The sequence below is a fragment of the Cognatundibacterium aquatile genome, assembly GCF_014699135.1.
Classification (GTDB): Bacteria; Pseudomonadota; Gammaproteobacteria; order Burkholderiales; family Burkholderiaceae_D; genus Undibacterium; species Undibacterium aquatile.
Map to the genome: position 1 here is coordinate 275,642 of NZ_JACOFT010000005.1, position 14,885 is coordinate 290,526.

Sequence of the window (14,885 nt, forward strand, 5' to 3'; positions counted from 1 at the left end):
TATGAACAAGGTCTCGTACAACCTAATTAAATAGCGGATGTTTTGGTGTTAATCGAACATACTGCCTGGAGTATATAGTGAGTATCACGGATATTATCCGCCCGGAAATCAGCAGTTTAGCGGCTTACCATGTGCCCGATGCGGCAGGTTTGCTGAAACTCGATGCGATGGAAAATCCTTATCTGTTGCCAGCGGAAATGCAGCAGGCGCTGGCGCAGCATCTGGCGCAGGTGGCGCTGAATCGCTATCCGGTGCCATCGTATTTCAGCCTGAAGCAGTTGATCGCCGACAAGCTGGGCGTGCCCGCAGATCGCGAGATCGTGCTCGGCAATGGTTCCGACGAGCTGATCGCCATGATCTCGGTGGCATGCGCCAAACCGGGCGCGAAAGTGCTGGCGCCGGTGCCCGGATTTGTGATGTATGCGATGTCGGCGAAATTTGCCGGTCTGGAATTCATCGGCGTGCCGCTGCAGGCTGATCTGACACTTGATACTGCCGCGATGCTGGCAGCCATCCGCACGCACCGACCGGCGATCACTTATCTTGCGTATCCGAATAATCCTACCGGCACTTTGTATGATGCCGACGATATCGTTGCCATTGCGCACGCCGTTGGCGACAGTGGCGTAGTGGTGGTGGATGAAGCGTATCAGCCTTTTGCACCGTCGAGTTTTATGCCGCGTCTGGCGGAATTCGACAATCTGGTGGTCATGCGCACGGTGTCAAAATTAGGTCTGGCTGGCATACGTCTTGGTTATATGGCAGGCAATAACGCGCTGATGCATGAATTTGAAAAAGTGCGCCCGCCATACAATATCAATGTGCTGACGCAGGGGGCGGCAGAGTTTGTGTTGCAGCGGGTCGAAGTGCTGGATGCGCAGGCAGCCGAATTACGCGCGCAGCGTAGCCAATTGGCAATGGCATTAAGTGCCTTGCCCGGCGTGCAGGTTTTCCCCTCCGCTGCAAATTTCCTGCTGATCCGTGTGGCGAATGCTGAACAAGTCTTTGCTAAATTGTTGGATCACAAAATTTTAGTCAAAAATGTAGGTAAAATGCACTCTCTGCTTGAGAACTGTCTGCGCATCACCGTCAGTACTCAGGAAGAAAATGCTCTTTTTATGGCTGCGCTTGCAGCATCTCTGACATCAAAATGAATAAGCCAACGCAAAATGAATATCAGCCGCGCATTGCGGCGGTATCCCGCAATACCAATGAAACGCAAATCCGCGTCGCGATCAATCTCGATGGCACCGGTCAGCAAAAGCTCAATACCGGCGTGCCGTTTCTGGATCACATGCTTGATCAGATCGCCCGTCACGGATTGATCGATCTTGAGATAGAAGCGGTCGGCGATCTGCACATCGATGCGCACCATACCGTCGAAGATGTCGGTATTACGCTGGGTCAGGCATTCGCGCAGGCAGTCGGCGACAAAAAAGGCATTCGTCGCTATGGTCACGCTTATGTGCCACTGGATGAAGCATTGTCACGCGTGGTGGTGGATTTTTCCGGTCGTCCCGGGCTGGAATATCACATTCCTTTCACCCGTGCGATGATAGGTCAGTTTGACGTTGATCTGACGCGTGAGTTTTTTCAGGGTTTTGTGAATCACGCGCTGGTTACGCTGCATATCGATAATTTGCGTGGCGATAATTCGCATCATCAATGCGAAACCGTGTTCAAGGCGTTTGGCCGTGCATTACGGATGGCCATCGAGCTGGACCCGCGTGCCGCCGGTATGATTCCGTCGACCAAAGGTTGTCTTTAATATTGTCAGTCGTATCCCGATCCCGGCGACAGTCGGGCGATCATTATGAATAAAATTGTTGTTGTTGATTACGGTATGGGAAATTTGCGCTCAGTAGCGCAAGCCTTGCGTGCCGTTGCACCTGAAGCGAACGTATTGATTTCGGGTGAGGTGGCCGATATTCAGAGTGCTGACCGCATCGTGTTACCAGGACAGGGCGCGATGCCCGACTGCATGAGCAGTCTGCGTGATTCCGGTGTGCAGGAAGCTGTACTCAATGCCAGCCGTAACAAACCCTTGTTCGGCGTGTGTGTTGGCGAACAAATGTTGTTTGATCTGAGTGAAGAAGGCAATACGCCTGGTCTGGGATTATTGCCGGGCAAGGTTGTACGCTTTGATCTGGATGGTCAACTGCAAGCCGATGGTTCGCGTTTTAAAGTGCCGCAGATGGGCTGGAATCGTGTGCAGCAATCCCGTCCTCACGCTTTGTGGCAAGATATACCCGATCAGGAATATTTTTATTTTGTGCATAGCTATTATGCACAGCCTGACAATGCGGAGCATATTGTGGGTATGACGGATTATGGTCAGCTTTTCGCCTGTGCCGTTGCCCGCGATAATATTTTTGCGACGCAATTTCACCCTGAAAAAAGTGCGCATGCCGGCTTGCAGTTGTATAAGAACTTTGTTCACTGGAATCCTTGAGTCGCTGATCGGGCGAAATGTTGTTGCTTTGTGCTTTGCCGGATAGTCTGATTTTCTGTTGTACTTTCGTTTCTTTTTTGTCCCTTTTTTGTCTGATACCGACACCTTAATTTCTTTAACATCATGTTGCTCATCCCTGCTATCGACCTGAAAGATGGTCACTGTGTACGCCTGAAACAAGGTGATATGGAACAAGCCACCGTGTTCTCCGAAGACCCGGCTGAAACTGCCCGTCACTGGCTGAAACAAGGAGCGCGTCGGCTGCATCTGGTCGATCTGAATGGGGCTTTTGCCGGTAAGCCAAAAAATGAAGGCGCGGTGAAATCCATTCTGAAAGCGGTGCGTGAATATGCCGAAGAAACCGGCACTGAGGAAATCCCGGTTCAGCTCGGCGGCGGTATCCGTGATCTCGATACCATCGAACGCTATCTTGATGGCGGCCTGTCTTACATCATCATCGGCACGGCAGCGGTTCGTAACCCCGGCTTTCTGGCGGATGCCTGCAGCGCATTTCCCGGTCAGATTATCGTTGGCATTGACGCTAAAGACGGTAAGGTGGCAACCGATGGCTGGAGTAAATTATCCGGTCACGAAGTGATTGATCTGGCGAAAAAATTTGAAGATTACGGCGTGGAATCCATCATCTACACCGACATCGGTCGTGATGGCATGATGGGCGGCGTCAATATTGAAGCGACAGTCAGACTGGCGCAGGCCGTCAGCATTCCGGTCATTGCTTCCGGCGGCGTGCATAATCTCGCCGACGTGGAAGCCCTGTGTGCGGTACAGGAGGAAGGTATTGAGGGCGTTATATGTGGCCGCTCAATTTACGAAGGCACGCTGGATCTCGCCTCGGCACAGGATCGGGCAGACGAACTCAGTGGTGAGCCGCTTTTGGATGAAGAAGACGCTGAATGACATTAGCTAAACGCATTATTCCTTGTCTGGATGTGACCGCAGGTCGCGTTGTCAAAGGAATTAATTTTCAAGAGCTGCGCGATGCCGGTGACCCGGTGGAGATTGCCCGTCGTTACGATGCGCAGGGTGCCGATGAAATTACTTTCCTCGATATCACCGCATCATCTGATGGGCGTGATCTGATACTGCCGATTATCGAAGCCGTGGCATCGCAGGTATTCATTCCTCTGACGGTTGGCGGCGGCGTGCGTACGGTTGCCGATGTGCGACGCTTGCTGAATGCGGGTGCCGACAAGGTTGGCATCAATACGTCTGCGGTGACCAATCCGCAATTGGTGGCAGATGCTGCGCATAAATACGGCTCGCAATGTATCGTGGTCGCGATTGATGCAAAGAATGTCGCACCGGGAAAATGGGAAGTGTTCACCCACGGCGGCCGCAATGCGACTGGCTTGGATGCGGTAGAGTGGGCGCAAAATATGGCGCGTCTTGGTGCCGGTGAGATTCTTCTGACCAGCATGGATAAAGATGGTACCCGTTCCGGTTTTGATCTCGGCCTGACCCGTGCTGTATCTGACGCGGTGTCAATACCGGTGATTGCGTCCGGTGGTGTTGGTGGTTTGCAGGATCTTGCTGACGGTATCAAAGTCGGTGGTGCAGATGCGGTATTGGCCGCCAGCATTTTCCATTACGGCCATCACACGGTCGGAGAAGCGAAGCAATTCATGGCAGCGCAAAATATTCCTATGAGGTTGATATGAGTGCCGCGACGTGGTTAAACAAAGTGAAGTGGGATGATCAGGGGCTGGTACCCGTGATCGCACAAGAGGCCAGCAGTAACGACGTGTTGATGTTCGCCTGGATGAACCGCGATGCGTTAAGCAAAACAGTTGAGATCGGCGAAGCCGTTTACTGGAGCCGTTCACGTAAAAAGTTATGGCATAAGGGCGAGGAGTCCGGTCATGTGCAGAAAGTAAAAGAAATCCGCCTCGATTGCGATCAGGACGTGGTGCTGATTAAAGTTGAGCAGGCAGACAGCATTGCCTGTCACACCGGGCGTCATTCTTGTTTTTTTCAGAAATTTGAAGGCAGCCTGAATGAAGGTGATTGGCAGGCAGTGGATCCGGTATTGAAAGACCCTGAGAGTATTTATAAATGAGTACACAAGTACAAGTGCTGGAACGTTTGGCAGAGATTATTGAAAGTCGCAAACTGGCCAATGGCGGCGACCCTGATAAATCGTATGTCGCGCGTTTGTTTTCCAAAGGCGACGATGCGATTTTGAAAAAAATCGGCGAAGAAGCAACCGAAACTGTGATGGCCGCAAAAGATGCGCGTGTTTCAGGTGATGCCAGCAAAGTGTTATACGAATGTGCTGACTTATGGTTTCATTCGCTTGTCATGTTGGCCCAGTATGATTTGCGCCCTCAGCAAGTATTAGATGAGCTGGCAAGGCGCGAGGGCATCTCCGGTATCGAAGAAAAGGCAGCACGCCAGGAGTAAGGCGTGCGGCTTTGGTTCTGAGAATTATTTCCCTTGTTTAATTTGATCGGATAAACGTGGATAATTGTATCTTCTGTAAAATTGTTGCCAAGCAAATTCCATCAACGATAGTGTATGAAGATGAGAGCTTACTGGCGTTTAAGGATATTCATCCTGCTGCACCGGTGCACTTATTGATTATTCCAAAAAAGCACATAGATACCTTGTCTTCCGCACAGTCAGAGCATACGGAATTGCTGGGAAAAATGCTGGCGCTGGTGCCTAAGCTTGCGACTGAGCATGGTTGTGCACCAACGGTGATGGCAGATGGAAGTTTATCGGGTGGTTATAAAACCCTGATTAACACAGGGCCGGATGGTGGGCAGGAAGTGTATCATCTGCACACGCATCTGATCGGTGGTCCGCAGCCTTGGCGCGGACAACGCTAATTTTTTTAGAGAGCATTGCTCTCCTGGGAGTCAAACATGGGTTCATTCAGTATCTGGCACTGGCTAATCGTTTTAGTCGTGGTTATATTAGTTTTCGGCACCAAAAAACTTGGTAACGTTGGTGCTGATCTTGGTAAGGCTGTCAAAGGATTCAAAGACGGCGTTAAAGGTGAAGAAGAAAAATCATCCACTGCGACTCAGCAAGTGGCAGATAAAAGCACGATTGATGTTGACGCCAAAGAAAAATCGAAACAGTGAAGCAAGTGTTGCTGACTTCTGTGGGATGCGGCCATGATTGATCTTGGTATCAGCAAACTGGCATTGATCGGTGTCGTTGCCTTGATCGTCATCGGTCCGGAAAAATTACCGAAAGTTGCCCGCATGGCGGGCACTTTGCTTGGGCGTGCCCAGCGTTACATCAGCGATGTGAAGGCCGAAGTCAGTAAAGAAATTGAACTCGAAGAATTGCGCAAAATGCAGAAAGACGTACAGGAAGCAGCTCAGAATGTAGAGCAATCTGTCAGCGCTTCACTGCAGGAAGCAGAGAATGAGCTGCGTTCGATTGAACGCGATGCTCAAGATGATTTGCAGACGCCATTTACCGTTACCCATGATCAAGTGAGCGAGAAAGCGAAAGATTTCCGTCGCAAGCGTCTGGCGAAAACATCGGCAGTTCCTGGCTGGTACAAAAGCCGGCATGGCCAGCGCAGCCATATCGTGTCCGGCTCCGCACGGATGGCAAGACACAGGGCAAAAGCCCGTCCACCTGTCAGTTTTTTTTGATTCCTCTTTTATGTCCCTGCGCTCTTTATTTTGGGTGGTATTCGCATGAGCGATAAGATTGAACACGGCGCTGAGGAAACCTTCATTTCTCATCTTGTTGAGTTACGTGACCGTCTGGTGAAGGCGGTCTACGGTCTCGCCGCTGCATGTATTGTGTTGATGCTGTGGCCGGGGCCGGCAGCCATTTATGATTTTCTCGCCCGGCCCATGCTGGCGTCGTTGCCCGCCGGATCGAAAATGATCGCGACGGGCGTGATATCGCCATTTCTGGTGCCGATGAAGGTGACCTTGTTGCTGGCATTTATGCTGGCATTACCGTGGATACTGTATCAGGTCTGGGCCTTTGTCGCGCCAGGCTTGTACACCCATGAAAAGCGACTGGTTGCTCCACTGGTCATTTCCTCATCTCTGCTGTTTCTGGGCGGCGTCGCGTTTTGTTATTTCCTGGTGTTTGGCCGGGTATTTAAATTCATCAACGAATTTTCGCCAGCGTCGATCAGCATCGCACCGGATATAGAAAATTATTTAGATTTTATTATGTCGATGTGCCTTGCGTTTGGCGTGACCTTCGAAGTGCCCGTCGTCGTCGTCGTTTTGGTGCGCATGGGCCTGGTGACAGTTGAGAAACTCAAAGCGATACGACCTTATGTCGTGGTTGGGGCGTTTGTGATTGCGGCTATTGTGACGCCACCGGACATTGTCAGTCAGTTTTCACTGGCGTTGCCAATGTGGTTTTTGTATGAGCTTGGTTTGCTCATTGCGCCACTGTTTGTTCGCGTAACGCAGTCACCCGACACGGCCGAGTAGATGCTGCGGGACGGAATGCGTCCCGCAGAATTATGCGGCGCGTAACCAGTGCACCAATGGTAACGCGCTTTGGAACCCTTGCAGCAGTGTGCGCTTGACGTCGTCACTGTCCATGCCTTTGAGCGGGCATTCTGTCCACACCATAAAGTTTTTGAGTTTGATGTACTCGATGTGTTTCAGATCTGCATCAAACCCTTTCGGTGGGCGACTCAGTTTTCCTTCTTCTTGCAGTGCCCCGAAAGCCTGTTTGAGTTTTTTATCTTTCAGCACTTTTTCAAATCCTGCTGCATCATCAACGATGTGCTGACGGATTGCCCGCAGCCGATCAGATGGCGGCATATATTCGCCCACGGCAAAGAATAATCTGCCCGTAGCGTCCATTTGAAAATAATAAGCTGGCCCGCCGCCTTCGCTGGGCTTCTTGCGCCCGCTCGGCAGAATCGAGGAGGAAAACGTCGTTTTGTATGGTGATTTGTCTTTGGCAAAACGGACGTCGCGATTAATCCGGAACAGAGCCTTCTTCGGTTCGCAACCGGCGATTGCGGGGTCGAATTTTTGTATACCTTGTATGAGTTCTGTCACCATCTGTAAGAACTCAGCGCGCAAAATATCGTAACGCGGCTTGTTCATGACGAACCACGCGCGATTATTGTTTTCAGATAACTCAGATAAAAAAGCTTGCAGATCAATCAGGTGCATATATCAGCCTATTCTTCGCGTCGGCTTGGTGGACGTTTGCCGACGGTGACTTCTAAAGTGGGTTCCTGTTTATTTCTCACCACGGTAATTTTTGCGGTATTCCCTGGCTTGAGTTGTGCAACCAGATTCAGCATTTCGGTTGTATCTCTGACCGGCTTTCCTGCAATGGAGACCAGAATATCACCCGGCTTCATTCCCGCTTTGTCTGCTGGCCCACCGCGGATCACACCGGCAATAATTGCCCCCGATTTCTGTTTCAGCCCAAAGCTTTCAGCCAGCTCTGGCGTAATGTCCTGAGGCTCTACACCGATCCAGCCGCGTACCACTTGTCCCTGGCTGATAATTTGTTCCATGACCGCTTTGACAGTCGAGACCGGGGTGGCAAAGCCAATGCCGACCGAGCCACCGCTCTGAGAGTAGATCGCTGTATTGATTCCAAGCAGGTTGCCATTGATATCAACCAGTGCGCCACCGGAATTACCAGGATTAATCGCTGCGTCGGTTTGTATGAAATTCTGGAACGCGTTGTCGGTCAGATTATTGCGTCCCTGTGCAGAAATAATACCCATCGTTACCGTTTGTCCGACACCGAAAGGATTACCAATCGCCAGTACAACGTCGCCGACCTTGGTGTCGTCGGGTTGTCCGAGTGTGATGGCAGGAATATTCGGCAGATTAATTTTAATGACCGCCAGATCGGTTTCCGGATCGGTACCGACGACTTTTGCCGCAGCAGTGCGTCCGTCGGCAAGGGCGACATCAATTTCATCCGCCGATTCGACTACGTGGTTATTAGTCAGGATATAACCTTCAGCACTAACGATGACGCCTGAACCCAGGCTGGATTGTCGCTCAGTTCTCTGATTTGATTGCTCGCCAAAAAAACGACGCAGAAACGGATCATTTAATAATGGATTGCGCGCACGTTGGATTTCTTTCGAGGTGTAGATGTTGACCACCGACGGCATGGCTTTCTGTGCCGCACCGCGATAAGAGCTTTGCGCACCGACACTGTTTGCCGGTGCTTCTTTCAGGCTGAGTGCCGACCCCATCGGGTCGCCCTGCGCTGCGCTGAACGGCTGATTTACCCAGCCTGGTTTTAAGGTGGTTACAATAAACCAAATCGCCAGACCAACTGTTACAGTCTGGGCAAACAATAACCAAAGACGTCGCATAAGGTAAATGATGAAAGTAAATTCAATAAGTAGGGATGAACTTGCCCAATTTCTAGAGACAGAATTGCAGCTTGCCCGTGTTCGTGATTATTGCCCAAATGGCGTACAGGTGGAAGGACGAAATGAAATTAAGCGCATTGTTACTGGTGTTACGGCAAGTCTGGCGCTGCTGAATAAGGCTGTCAGCCTGCAGGCTGACGCTGTACTGGTACATCATGGCTATTTCTGGCGCGGCGAGGATATGCGCGTCATCGGGCAGAAACAAAAGCGCTTAAAACTTTTGCTGCAACATGATATCTCTTTATTTGCCTATCACTTACCGCTCGATATGCATCCGCTGATAGGAAATAACGCACGTCTGGCGCATGAACTCGGTTTGCAGGCAGAGGGAAGATTTGGTGACGATGACCTTGGTTGGATCGGTCATTCAGTTGTGCCGGAGATCGTTACTGTAGGGCAATTTGCCCGGCATATCGAGACGTGCCTCGGACGGCAGCCATTGTTGATCGGTGAGTCGGACGAGCCTCTGGGCAAAATTGCATGGTGTACCGGCGCGGCACAAGGCATGTTAGACGCGGCGATCGCGGCAGGAGCAAGCGTTTATCTGAGTGGTGAGATATCGGAACCAACAGTGCATCTCGCGAGAGAGTCCGGCGTCGCTTACCTGGCGTGTGGTCATCATGCGACCGAACGTTATGGTATTCAGGCGTTGGGCGGGTTGCTTGCAGAAAAGTTCGGAATCGAACACTTATTTGTAGATATTGATAATCCGGTTTGATATCCGTTGGGATTGCCGGCGTCGTCAGGCAATCCCTTTGAGGTTGCGTTATTGTTATTTTTTCAGTGAGTCGCGAATTTCTCTGAGCAACAACACATCTTCCGGCGTTACAACTGGTGCTGGGGCGGGGGCAGGTTCTGCCTTTTTCATTTTATTAAACAGACGCACCATCTGAAAAATGATAAAGGCCAGAATCAGGAAGTTGACCGCAACTGTAATGAAACTGCCGTAAGCAAGCACGCCGCCGGCTTTTTTCACCTCGATCAGCGTCAATGTGGTTCCTTGTCCATTCAGCGGCAGATAATAGTTGGAAAAATCCAGACCGCCAAAGATACGCCCGATGATAGGCATGACAACATCTCCCACCAGAGAGTCAACGATTTTGCCGAAAGCACCACCGATAATGACACCAACCGCCAGATCGACGACGTTGCCCTTGCTTGCGAAAGCTTTAAATTCCTGCATCATGCTCATTATTTTTCTCCGTAAATATATTGATTAATATATTGGCAAACGCTGCCAAGATAGTTAGATTGTATTTTAAGGCCGAAAGTAGCCTGAATAATCAGGATGCTTTGTTAATTATCTTTTCGTAAATTTTTTGCTTTAATCACAAAGTACAGGAAAAGATCTGAAGTAAATCAAAAAGTGTGTAAGTTGTTGAAAAAAAGCCTTGAAACGGGCGTTTCGGGTATCTTTTGCTTTAAAAGCATATCCAGCTACTTTATAATTTAATGTTGCTAGAAGTTGGATTGAGCTTCATCGGGTTTTGATTTTTGACAGATTGGGGTTGGTATGAGTAACGAAAAGCAGGTCGATTCTGGCCGTCGCGGTTTGCTCGTCGCCACTTGCGCGGCGGGTGGTGTGGCAGGTTTGGCAACAGCAGGAGCACTGGTGAGCACTTTCCAGCCATCTGAGCGAGCCAAAGCAGCTGGTGCTCCGGTGGAAGTTGATATTTCAGCTTTGAAACCGGGTGAGATGACAACAGTCGAGTGGCGCGGTAAGCCAGTCTGGATTCTGAAACGTACTCCGGAAATGCTGGCGAGTCTGGCAAAAACCGAAGATAAGGTGGCGGATCCTACCTCCAAAAAGCCTTACACGATGGATATGCCTGAGTACTGCGACAAACAAAGCCGCTCACGCAAAGAACATCCTGAGCTGTTAATCACCGTTGGTATTTGCTCACATCTGGGTTGCTCTCCGAGTTCCAAATTCCAGGCAGGTGCGCAACCATCGTTGCCGGATGACTGGCAAGGTGGTTTTCTGTGCCCATGCCACGGATCTACTTTCGATCTGGCTGGTCGTGTTTATAAAAATAAACCAGCCCCTCAAAATCTGGATGTGCCGCGTCACATGTTTTTGTCAGATACCAAAATTGTCATCGGTAAAGATGAGAAAGGCGAGGCTTAATCATGGCATTTGTTGAGAAAAAACTCCCGGCGGACGCTCCTGTCGTGGATAAAGCCTTGAACTGGGTTGATTCGCGCTTTCCGTTAACGAAATTGTGGAATGACCAGTGGGGCAAATACTACGCGCCTAAGAATTTCAATTTCTGGTACATCTTCGGTTCGCTGGCGATGCTCGTGCTGGTGATCCAGATCGTGACCGGTATTTTCCTGGTTATGCATTACAAACCAGATGCGAATCTGGCGTTTGCGTCCGTTGAATACATCATGCGTGATGTGCCGTGGGGTTGGCTGGTGCGCTACATGCACTCGACTGGCGCTTCTGCATTCTTCATCATTGTTTATCTGCACATGACCCGTGCTTTCCTGTATGGCTCATATCGTAAGCCACGTGAGCTGATCTGGCTGTTCGGCTTTGCGATTTTCCTGTGTCTGATGGCGGAAGCTTTCTTCGGTTACCTGCTGCCATGGGGACAAATGTCTTACTGGGGTGCGCAGGTTATTGTGAATCTGTTTGGTGCGATTCCTTTCATCGGCCCTGATCTTTCCCTGTGGATCCGTGGTGACTATGTGGTGTCAGATGCGACATTGAATCGTTTCTTCTCTTTCCACGTGATCGCGATTCCTCTGGTGTTGCTGGGCTTGGTCGCTGCGCATCTGATTGCTTTGCATGAAGTGGGCTCTAACAATCCTGATGGCATTGAGATCAAAGAAAATCTTGACCCTGATGGTCACCCTGTTGATGGTGTTCCGTCACATCCTTATTACACTTTCCACGATATTTTCGGCGTGACAGTGTTCCTGACGATCTTTAGCGCAGTGGTGTTCTTTGCTCCTGAAATGGGCGGTTATTTCCTCGAATATAACAACTTCATTCCAGCCGATTCTCTGAAAACGCCGCTGCATATTGCGCCAACCTGGTATTTCACGCCTTTCTATTCGATCTTGCGTGCGACAACATCTGAATTCTTGTACGTGGTTCAGGCTGGTGTTGCTGCTTATGTCGCTTTGATCTGGTTGACAACCAAGTTACCGCAAATCGTCAAAATGGCGATCGCTGGTGTCGCATTGCTGGCAATTATCGGCATGCTGCCATTTGGTCTGGATGCGAAATTCTGGGGTGTTGTATTGTTTGGCGGCTCTGTTGTGATTCTGGGTTTCCTGCCTTGGCTGGATCTGTCGCCAGTGAAATCCATACGCTACCGTCCTCACTGGCATAAGTATGTCTATATCGTGTTTGGTATTGCGTTTGTTGTCCTCGGTTATCTCGGGGTACAGCCACCATCCCCAACCGGCGAACGTGTTTCCCAGGTTTGCGCCGTGATCTATTTCGGCTTCTTCCTGCTGATGCCTTGGTGGAGTGCAATGGGTACATTTAAGCCAGTGCCGAAGCGCGTTACATTTTCGGCACACTGAGCGAACTAAGCGAGGAAGAATAAGCATGAAATTACTTAAAAAGATAATCGCTGTCCTGGCGTTTGTTCCTGCATTAGCGATGGCTGCTGGTGCAACATTCCCTCTGGATCGCGCTCCTGACCGTTCTACAGATATGGCGGCATTGCAGAATGGCGCGAAGCTGTTTGTGAATTACTGCCTGAACTGTCACTCGGCCTCAGCAATGCGTTATAACCGTCTGAAAGATATCGGTTTGACGGATGATCAGATCAAACAAAACTTGCTGTTTACTGGTGAGAAAGTTGGCGATCTGATGAAAAATACGATGTCAGCCAAAGATGCTAAAACCTGGTTTGGTGCGGTGCCGCCGGATTTGTCCGTGATTGCCCGTGCCCGTGCTTCTGAAGCCGGCTCTGGCGCGGACTGGTTATACACCTATCTGCGTACCTACTACAAAGATGATTCCCGTCCTACAGGCTGGAATAACATGGTTTTCCCGAACGTGGGTATGCCTCATGCATTGTGGGAGCTGCAAGGCGTTCGCGATGCCAAATTTGTGGAAGAAAAAGACCCGCATGATGCTTCTAAAACCATACACAAATTTGTCGGATTTGAAAAAGTAACCGATGGTTCGCTTGATCAGGCCGCTTACGATAATCAGGTTGGCGATCTGGTGGCCTACTTGCAATGGATGGGTGAACCAGCGCAAAATACGCGCAAACGTCTTGGTGTTGTTGTGCTGATTTTCATGGCATTGCTGGCAACACTTGCATGGCGTTTGAATGCTTCTTACTGGAAAGAAGTAAAATAAGGTATTGTTTCCTGTTTTGCGTCTGCGATTCATTAAATCGTAAGGCAGGAATTTCTAAGATCGTCCGTTTCTATCCGTCGTAAACGGACGAGTAATCCTTGGGGTGAGGCGCGCAAAATTGGCTCCTCGCCCTGATTGTTTCTAAGGAACTATAAAAATGATGGTTCTCTATTCGGGTACAACCTGCCCATTTTCTCAACGTTGCCGTTTAGTGCTGTTTGAAAAAGGCATGGATTTTGAAATCCGTGATGTTGATCTGTTTAATAAACCGGAAGATATTTCGACCATGAATCCTTATGGTCAGGTACCTATCTTGGTTGAACGTGAATTGATTCTGTATGAATCCAATATCATCAACGAATATATCGATGAACGCTTCCCGCATCCGCAACTGATGCCGGCAGACCCGCTGCAGCGTGCACGTGCACGTCTGATGCTGTTTAACTTTGAAAAAGAATTGTTCGTTCACGTACATACGCTGGAAAATGACAAGAGCAGCAGTTCCGCTAAAATTCAGGACAAAGCACGCGCTGAAATTCGTGATCGCCTGACGCAACTGGCACCTTTATTTATCAAAAATAAATACATGCTGGGCGATGAGTTTTCTATGCTCGACGTAGCGATTGCACCTTTGTTGTGGCGTCTGGATCACTACGGTATCGAATTGTCGAAAACCGCTGCACCTATCATGAAATATGCTGAGCGCATTTTCTCCCGCCCAGCCTACATTGAAGCGTTGACACCTTCCGAGAAAGTGATGCGTCGCTAAGCTCTGAGTGATACGTCTTCTGTCTCAACGGTATTTCAACAAGGCTGACTTATTCCATCAAGTCAGCCTTGTTGTTTTTATCGGTCCCATCTATTCTTAAACTTTGATCTGTTGAGTAAGCATCATGCAAGAAACATCGACAAAACCTTATTTCATGCGTGCCATTTACGAATGGTGTACTGATAATGGCTATACACCTTATATGGCGGTGAAAGTGCAGGGCGGTGCGCGGGTGCCTATGGAATTTGTCCGGAATGGCGAAATCGTACTGAACATCAGTTTTGGCGCGACCAGTGGCCTGAAAATGGATAACCAAGCCGTGACATTCAAAGCCAGATTCGGCGGCTTTTCCCGCGAGATTTACGTTCCTGTCGCGAATGTGATGGCAATTTATGCGAGCGAGAATGGTCAGGGAATGGCATTTGAGCTGGACCTTACCGAGCTGGAAGAAACGCAGGAAACAGTGCGATCGGCAGAGGAAAAAGAAATACCTGAAAACGAAGCGCCGCCGAGAAAGTTAGGTTTGGCCGCGGTCAGTTCCAAACCGGATAGCGAAGAAACAGCGGATTTATCCACTGAACAAAAAAAATCAGAAAAAAAATCAGAAAAGCCCTCGCTAAAAATAATAAAGTAGCCTATAATCTTGGTCTTCGGGAATGCAACGGAAACGAAGCAAACACGATAAGATTTTCGCCGGCTTAGCTCACTTGGTAGAGCAGTTGACTTGTAATCATCAGGTAGCCAGTTCGATTCCGGCAGCCGGCACCAATTAAAAACCCATCGTTAGCAATAACGGTGGGTTTTTTCTTTGCCATCGCATTTTCTTATTCGCGGTGCTGCCCTGATAATTCCTGCTCTTTCAAACATAACAGTGAACTGTGCACAGCTCTGCATGGTCATACTGCGCAAGCGCGTGCTGATGAGTCAGTGTTGGCGGCACGGAATAAAAATACACAGAGGA

At 49.6% G+C, this 14,885-nt stretch carries 20 protein-coding genes and 1 tRNA gene; 18 read left to right on the forward strand and 3 right to left on the reverse strand.

What is annotated here, in order from left to right:
* The first annotated feature begins 74 nt into the window (after positions 1-74).
* The 11 genes from hisC (at position 75) to tatC (ending at position 6,891) form a co-directional block, all read left to right on the forward strand.
* Positions 75-1,154, forward strand: coding sequence for a histidinol-phosphate transaminase (gene hisC, locus H8K26_RS14565; protein WP_190480632.1), 1,080 nt, complete (start codon positions 75-77; stop codon positions 1,152-1,154).
* Positions 1,151-1,768 (forward strand): imidazoleglycerol-phosphate dehydratase HisB, encoded by a 618-nt coding sequence (hisB, locus tag H8K26_RS14570; protein WP_186897756.1) that lies wholly within the window; start codon positions 1,151-1,153, stop codon positions 1,766-1,768. Before hisC ends, hisB begins: the two co-directional genes overlap by 4 nt.
* A gap of 45 nt (positions 1,769-1,813) precedes the next feature.
* Positions 1,814-2,452: an imidazole glycerol phosphate synthase subunit HisH gene (hisH, locus tag H8K26_RS14575; protein ID WP_190480517.1), complete on the forward strand. Its 639-nt coding sequence runs from the start codon at positions 1,814-1,816 to the stop codon at positions 2,450-2,452.
* A gap of 123 nt (positions 2,453-2,575) precedes the next feature.
* Positions 2,576-3,370, forward strand: a complete 795-nt coding sequence (gene hisA / locus H8K26_RS14580) for a 1-(5-phosphoribosyl)-5-[(5-phosphoribosylamino)methylideneamino]imidazole-4-carboxamide isomerase (protein ID WP_186884511.1) — start codon at positions 2,576-2,578, stop codon at positions 3,368-3,370.
* Positions 3,367-4,131 carry an imidazole glycerol phosphate synthase subunit HisF gene (gene hisF / locus H8K26_RS14585; protein ID WP_190480519.1) on the forward strand — a complete coding sequence of 255 codons (765 nt, stop codon included), beginning with the start codon at positions 3,367-3,369 and terminating at the stop codon, positions 4,129-4,131. The genes hisA and hisF overlap by 4 nt, the downstream gene beginning before the upstream one ends.
* Complete coding sequence (gene hisI / locus H8K26_RS14590) at positions 4,128-4,529, forward strand: phosphoribosyl-AMP cyclohydrolase (RefSeq protein WP_186884513.1); 402 nt, start codon at positions 4,128-4,130, stop codon at positions 4,527-4,529. The genes hisF and hisI overlap by 4 nt, the downstream gene beginning before the upstream one ends.
* Positions 4,526-4,873: a phosphoribosyl-ATP diphosphatase gene (locus H8K26_RS14595; RefSeq protein ID WP_186884514.1), complete on the forward strand. Its 348-nt coding sequence runs from the start codon at positions 4,526-4,528 to the stop codon at positions 4,871-4,873. Before hisI ends, H8K26_RS14595 begins: the two co-directional genes overlap by 4 nt.
* A gap of 56 nt (positions 4,874-4,929) precedes the next feature.
* Positions 4,930-5,301, forward strand: coding sequence for a histidine triad nucleotide-binding protein (locus H8K26_RS14600; RefSeq protein ID WP_186884515.1), 372 nt, complete (start codon positions 4,930-4,932; stop codon positions 5,299-5,301).
* Positions 5,302-5,337: 36 nt separating this feature from the next.
* Complete coding sequence (gene tatA / locus H8K26_RS14605) at positions 5,338-5,559, forward strand: Sec-independent protein translocase subunit TatA (RefSeq protein ID WP_186884516.1); 222 nt, start codon at positions 5,338-5,340, stop codon at positions 5,557-5,559.
* Between the two features lie 33 nt (positions 5,560-5,592).
* Positions 5,593-6,084 carry a Sec-independent protein translocase protein TatB gene (gene tatB / locus H8K26_RS14610; protein ID WP_190480521.1) on the forward strand — a complete coding sequence of 164 codons (492 nt, stop codon included), beginning with the start codon at positions 5,593-5,595 and terminating at the stop codon, positions 6,082-6,084.
* A 45-nt stretch (positions 6,085-6,129) separates the two neighbouring features.
* Positions 6,130-6,891, forward strand: coding sequence for a twin-arginine translocase subunit TatC (gene tatC / locus H8K26_RS14615; protein WP_186884518.1), 762 nt, complete (start codon positions 6,130-6,132; stop codon positions 6,889-6,891).
* Between the two features lie 30 nt (positions 6,892-6,921).
* Here the strand turns inward: tatC and H8K26_RS14620 are convergent, their stop codons facing one another.
* Together H8K26_RS14620 and H8K26_RS14625 are read right to left on the reverse strand one after the other, a co-directional pair.
* Positions 6,922-7,590, reverse strand: a complete 669-nt coding sequence (locus H8K26_RS14620) for a DUF2461 domain-containing protein (RefSeq protein WP_190480522.1) — start codon at positions 7,588-7,590, stop codon at positions 6,922-6,924.
* 8 nt (positions 7,591-7,598) lie between these two features.
* Positions 7,599-8,765 (reverse strand): Do family serine endopeptidase, encoded by a 1,167-nt coding sequence (locus tag H8K26_RS14625; protein WP_190480524.1) that lies wholly within the window; start codon positions 8,763-8,765, stop codon positions 7,599-7,601.
* A 25-nt stretch (positions 8,766-8,790) separates the two neighbouring features.
* On the opposite strand from H8K26_RS14625, the gene H8K26_RS14630 reads away from it, so the two are divergent.
* On the forward strand, positions 8,791-9,543 hold the full coding sequence (locus H8K26_RS14630) for a Nif3-like dinuclear metal center hexameric protein (protein WP_390366965.1): 753 nt from the start codon (positions 8,791-8,793) through the stop codon (positions 9,541-9,543).
* 54 nt (positions 9,544-9,597) lie between these two features.
* Here H8K26_RS14630 and mscL read toward each other — a convergent pair whose 3' ends face one another.
* Entirely contained in the window at positions 9,598-10,017 is a 420-nt protein-coding gene (gene mscL, locus H8K26_RS14635) for a large conductance mechanosensitive channel protein MscL (RefSeq protein ID WP_317889279.1), read from the reverse strand.
* Positions 10,018-10,338: 321 nt separating this feature from the next.
* On the opposite strand from mscL, the gene petA reads away from it, so the two are divergent.
* From petA to H8K26_RS14665, 6 genes are all read left to right on the forward strand, one after another.
* On the forward strand, positions 10,339-10,953 hold the full coding sequence (gene petA / locus H8K26_RS14640; RefSeq protein WP_186884521.1) for a ubiquinol-cytochrome c reductase iron-sulfur subunit: 615 nt from the start codon (positions 10,339-10,341) through the stop codon (positions 10,951-10,953).
* A complete protein-coding gene (locus H8K26_RS14645; protein ID WP_190480637.1) occupies positions 10,953-12,365 on the forward strand; it encodes a cytochrome b in 1,413 nt (470 codons plus the stop codon). Before petA ends, H8K26_RS14645 begins: the two co-directional genes overlap by 1 nt.
* Positions 12,366-12,390: 25 nt before the next feature.
* On the forward strand, positions 12,391-13,155 hold the full coding sequence (locus tag H8K26_RS14650; protein WP_190480527.1) for a cytochrome c1: 765 nt from the start codon (positions 12,391-12,393) through the stop codon (positions 13,153-13,155).
* Between the two features lie 157 nt (positions 13,156-13,312).
* Positions 13,313-13,924 carry a glutathione S-transferase N-terminal domain-containing protein gene (locus tag H8K26_RS14655; protein ID WP_186884523.1) on the forward strand — a complete coding sequence of 204 codons (612 nt, stop codon included), beginning with the start codon at positions 13,313-13,315 and terminating at the stop codon, positions 13,922-13,924.
* A gap of 124 nt (positions 13,925-14,048) precedes the next feature.
* Positions 14,049-14,558 carry a ClpXP protease specificity-enhancing factor gene (locus tag H8K26_RS14660; RefSeq protein ID WP_190480529.1) on the forward strand — a complete coding sequence of 170 codons (510 nt, stop codon included), beginning with the start codon at positions 14,049-14,051 and terminating at the stop codon, positions 14,556-14,558.
* Positions 14,559-14,616: 58 nt separating this feature from the next.
* A tRNA-Thr gene (locus H8K26_RS14665) sits at positions 14,617-14,692 on the forward strand.
* Positions 14,693-14,885 lie beyond the last annotated feature (193 nt).

Coding starts and splice junctions, on each gene's coding strand:
- hisB (WP_186897756.1), top strand. CDS start 1,151: ATGAATAAGCCAACGCAAAATGAATATCAGCCGCGCATTGCGGCGGTA.
- hisH (WP_190480517.1), top strand. CDS start 1,814: ATGAATAAAATTGTTGTTGTTGATTACGGTATGGGAAATTTGCGCTCA.
- hisA (WP_186884511.1), top strand. CDS start 2,576: ATGTTGCTCATCCCTGCTATCGACCTGAAAGATGGTCACTGTGTACGC.
- hisF (WP_190480519.1), top strand. CDS start 3,367: ATGACATTAGCTAAACGCATTATTCCTTGTCTGGATGTGACCGCAGGT.
- hisI (WP_186884513.1), top strand. CDS start 4,128: ATGAGTGCCGCGACGTGGTTAAACAAAGTGAAGTGGGATGATCAGGGG.
- H8K26_RS14595 (WP_186884514.1), top strand. CDS start 4,526: ATGAGTACACAAGTACAAGTGCTGGAACGTTTGGCAGAGATTATTGAA.
- tatA (WP_186884516.1), top strand. CDS start 5,338: ATGGGTTCATTCAGTATCTGGCACTGGCTAATCGTTTTAGTCGTGGTT.
- tatB (WP_190480521.1), top strand. CDS start 5,593: ATGATTGATCTTGGTATCAGCAAACTGGCATTGATCGGTGTCGTTGCC.
- tatC (WP_186884518.1), top strand. CDS start 6,130: ATGAGCGATAAGATTGAACACGGCGCTGAGGAAACCTTCATTTCTCAT.
- H8K26_RS14620 (WP_190480522.1), bottom strand. CDS start 7,590: ATGCACCTGATTGATCTGCAAGCTTTTTTATCTGAGTTATCTGAAAAC.
- H8K26_RS14625 (WP_190480524.1), bottom strand. CDS start 8,765: ATGCGACGTCTTTGGTTATTGTTTGCCCAGACTGTAACAGTTGGTCTG.
- mscL (WP_317889279.1), bottom strand. CDS start 10,017: ATGAGCATGATGCAGGAATTTAAAGCTTTCGCAAGCAAGGGCAACGTC.
- petA (WP_186884521.1), top strand. CDS start 10,339: ATGAGTAACGAAAAGCAGGTCGATTCTGGCCGTCGCGGTTTGCTCGTC.
- H8K26_RS14650 (WP_190480527.1), top strand. CDS start 12,391: ATGAAATTACTTAAAAAGATAATCGCTGTCCTGGCGTTTGTTCCTGCA.
- H8K26_RS14655 (WP_186884523.1), top strand. CDS start 13,313: ATGATGGTTCTCTATTCGGGTACAACCTGCCCATTTTCTCAACGTTGC.
- H8K26_RS14660 (WP_190480529.1), top strand. CDS start 14,049: ATGCAAGAAACATCGACAAAACCTTATTTCATGCGTGCCATTTACGAA.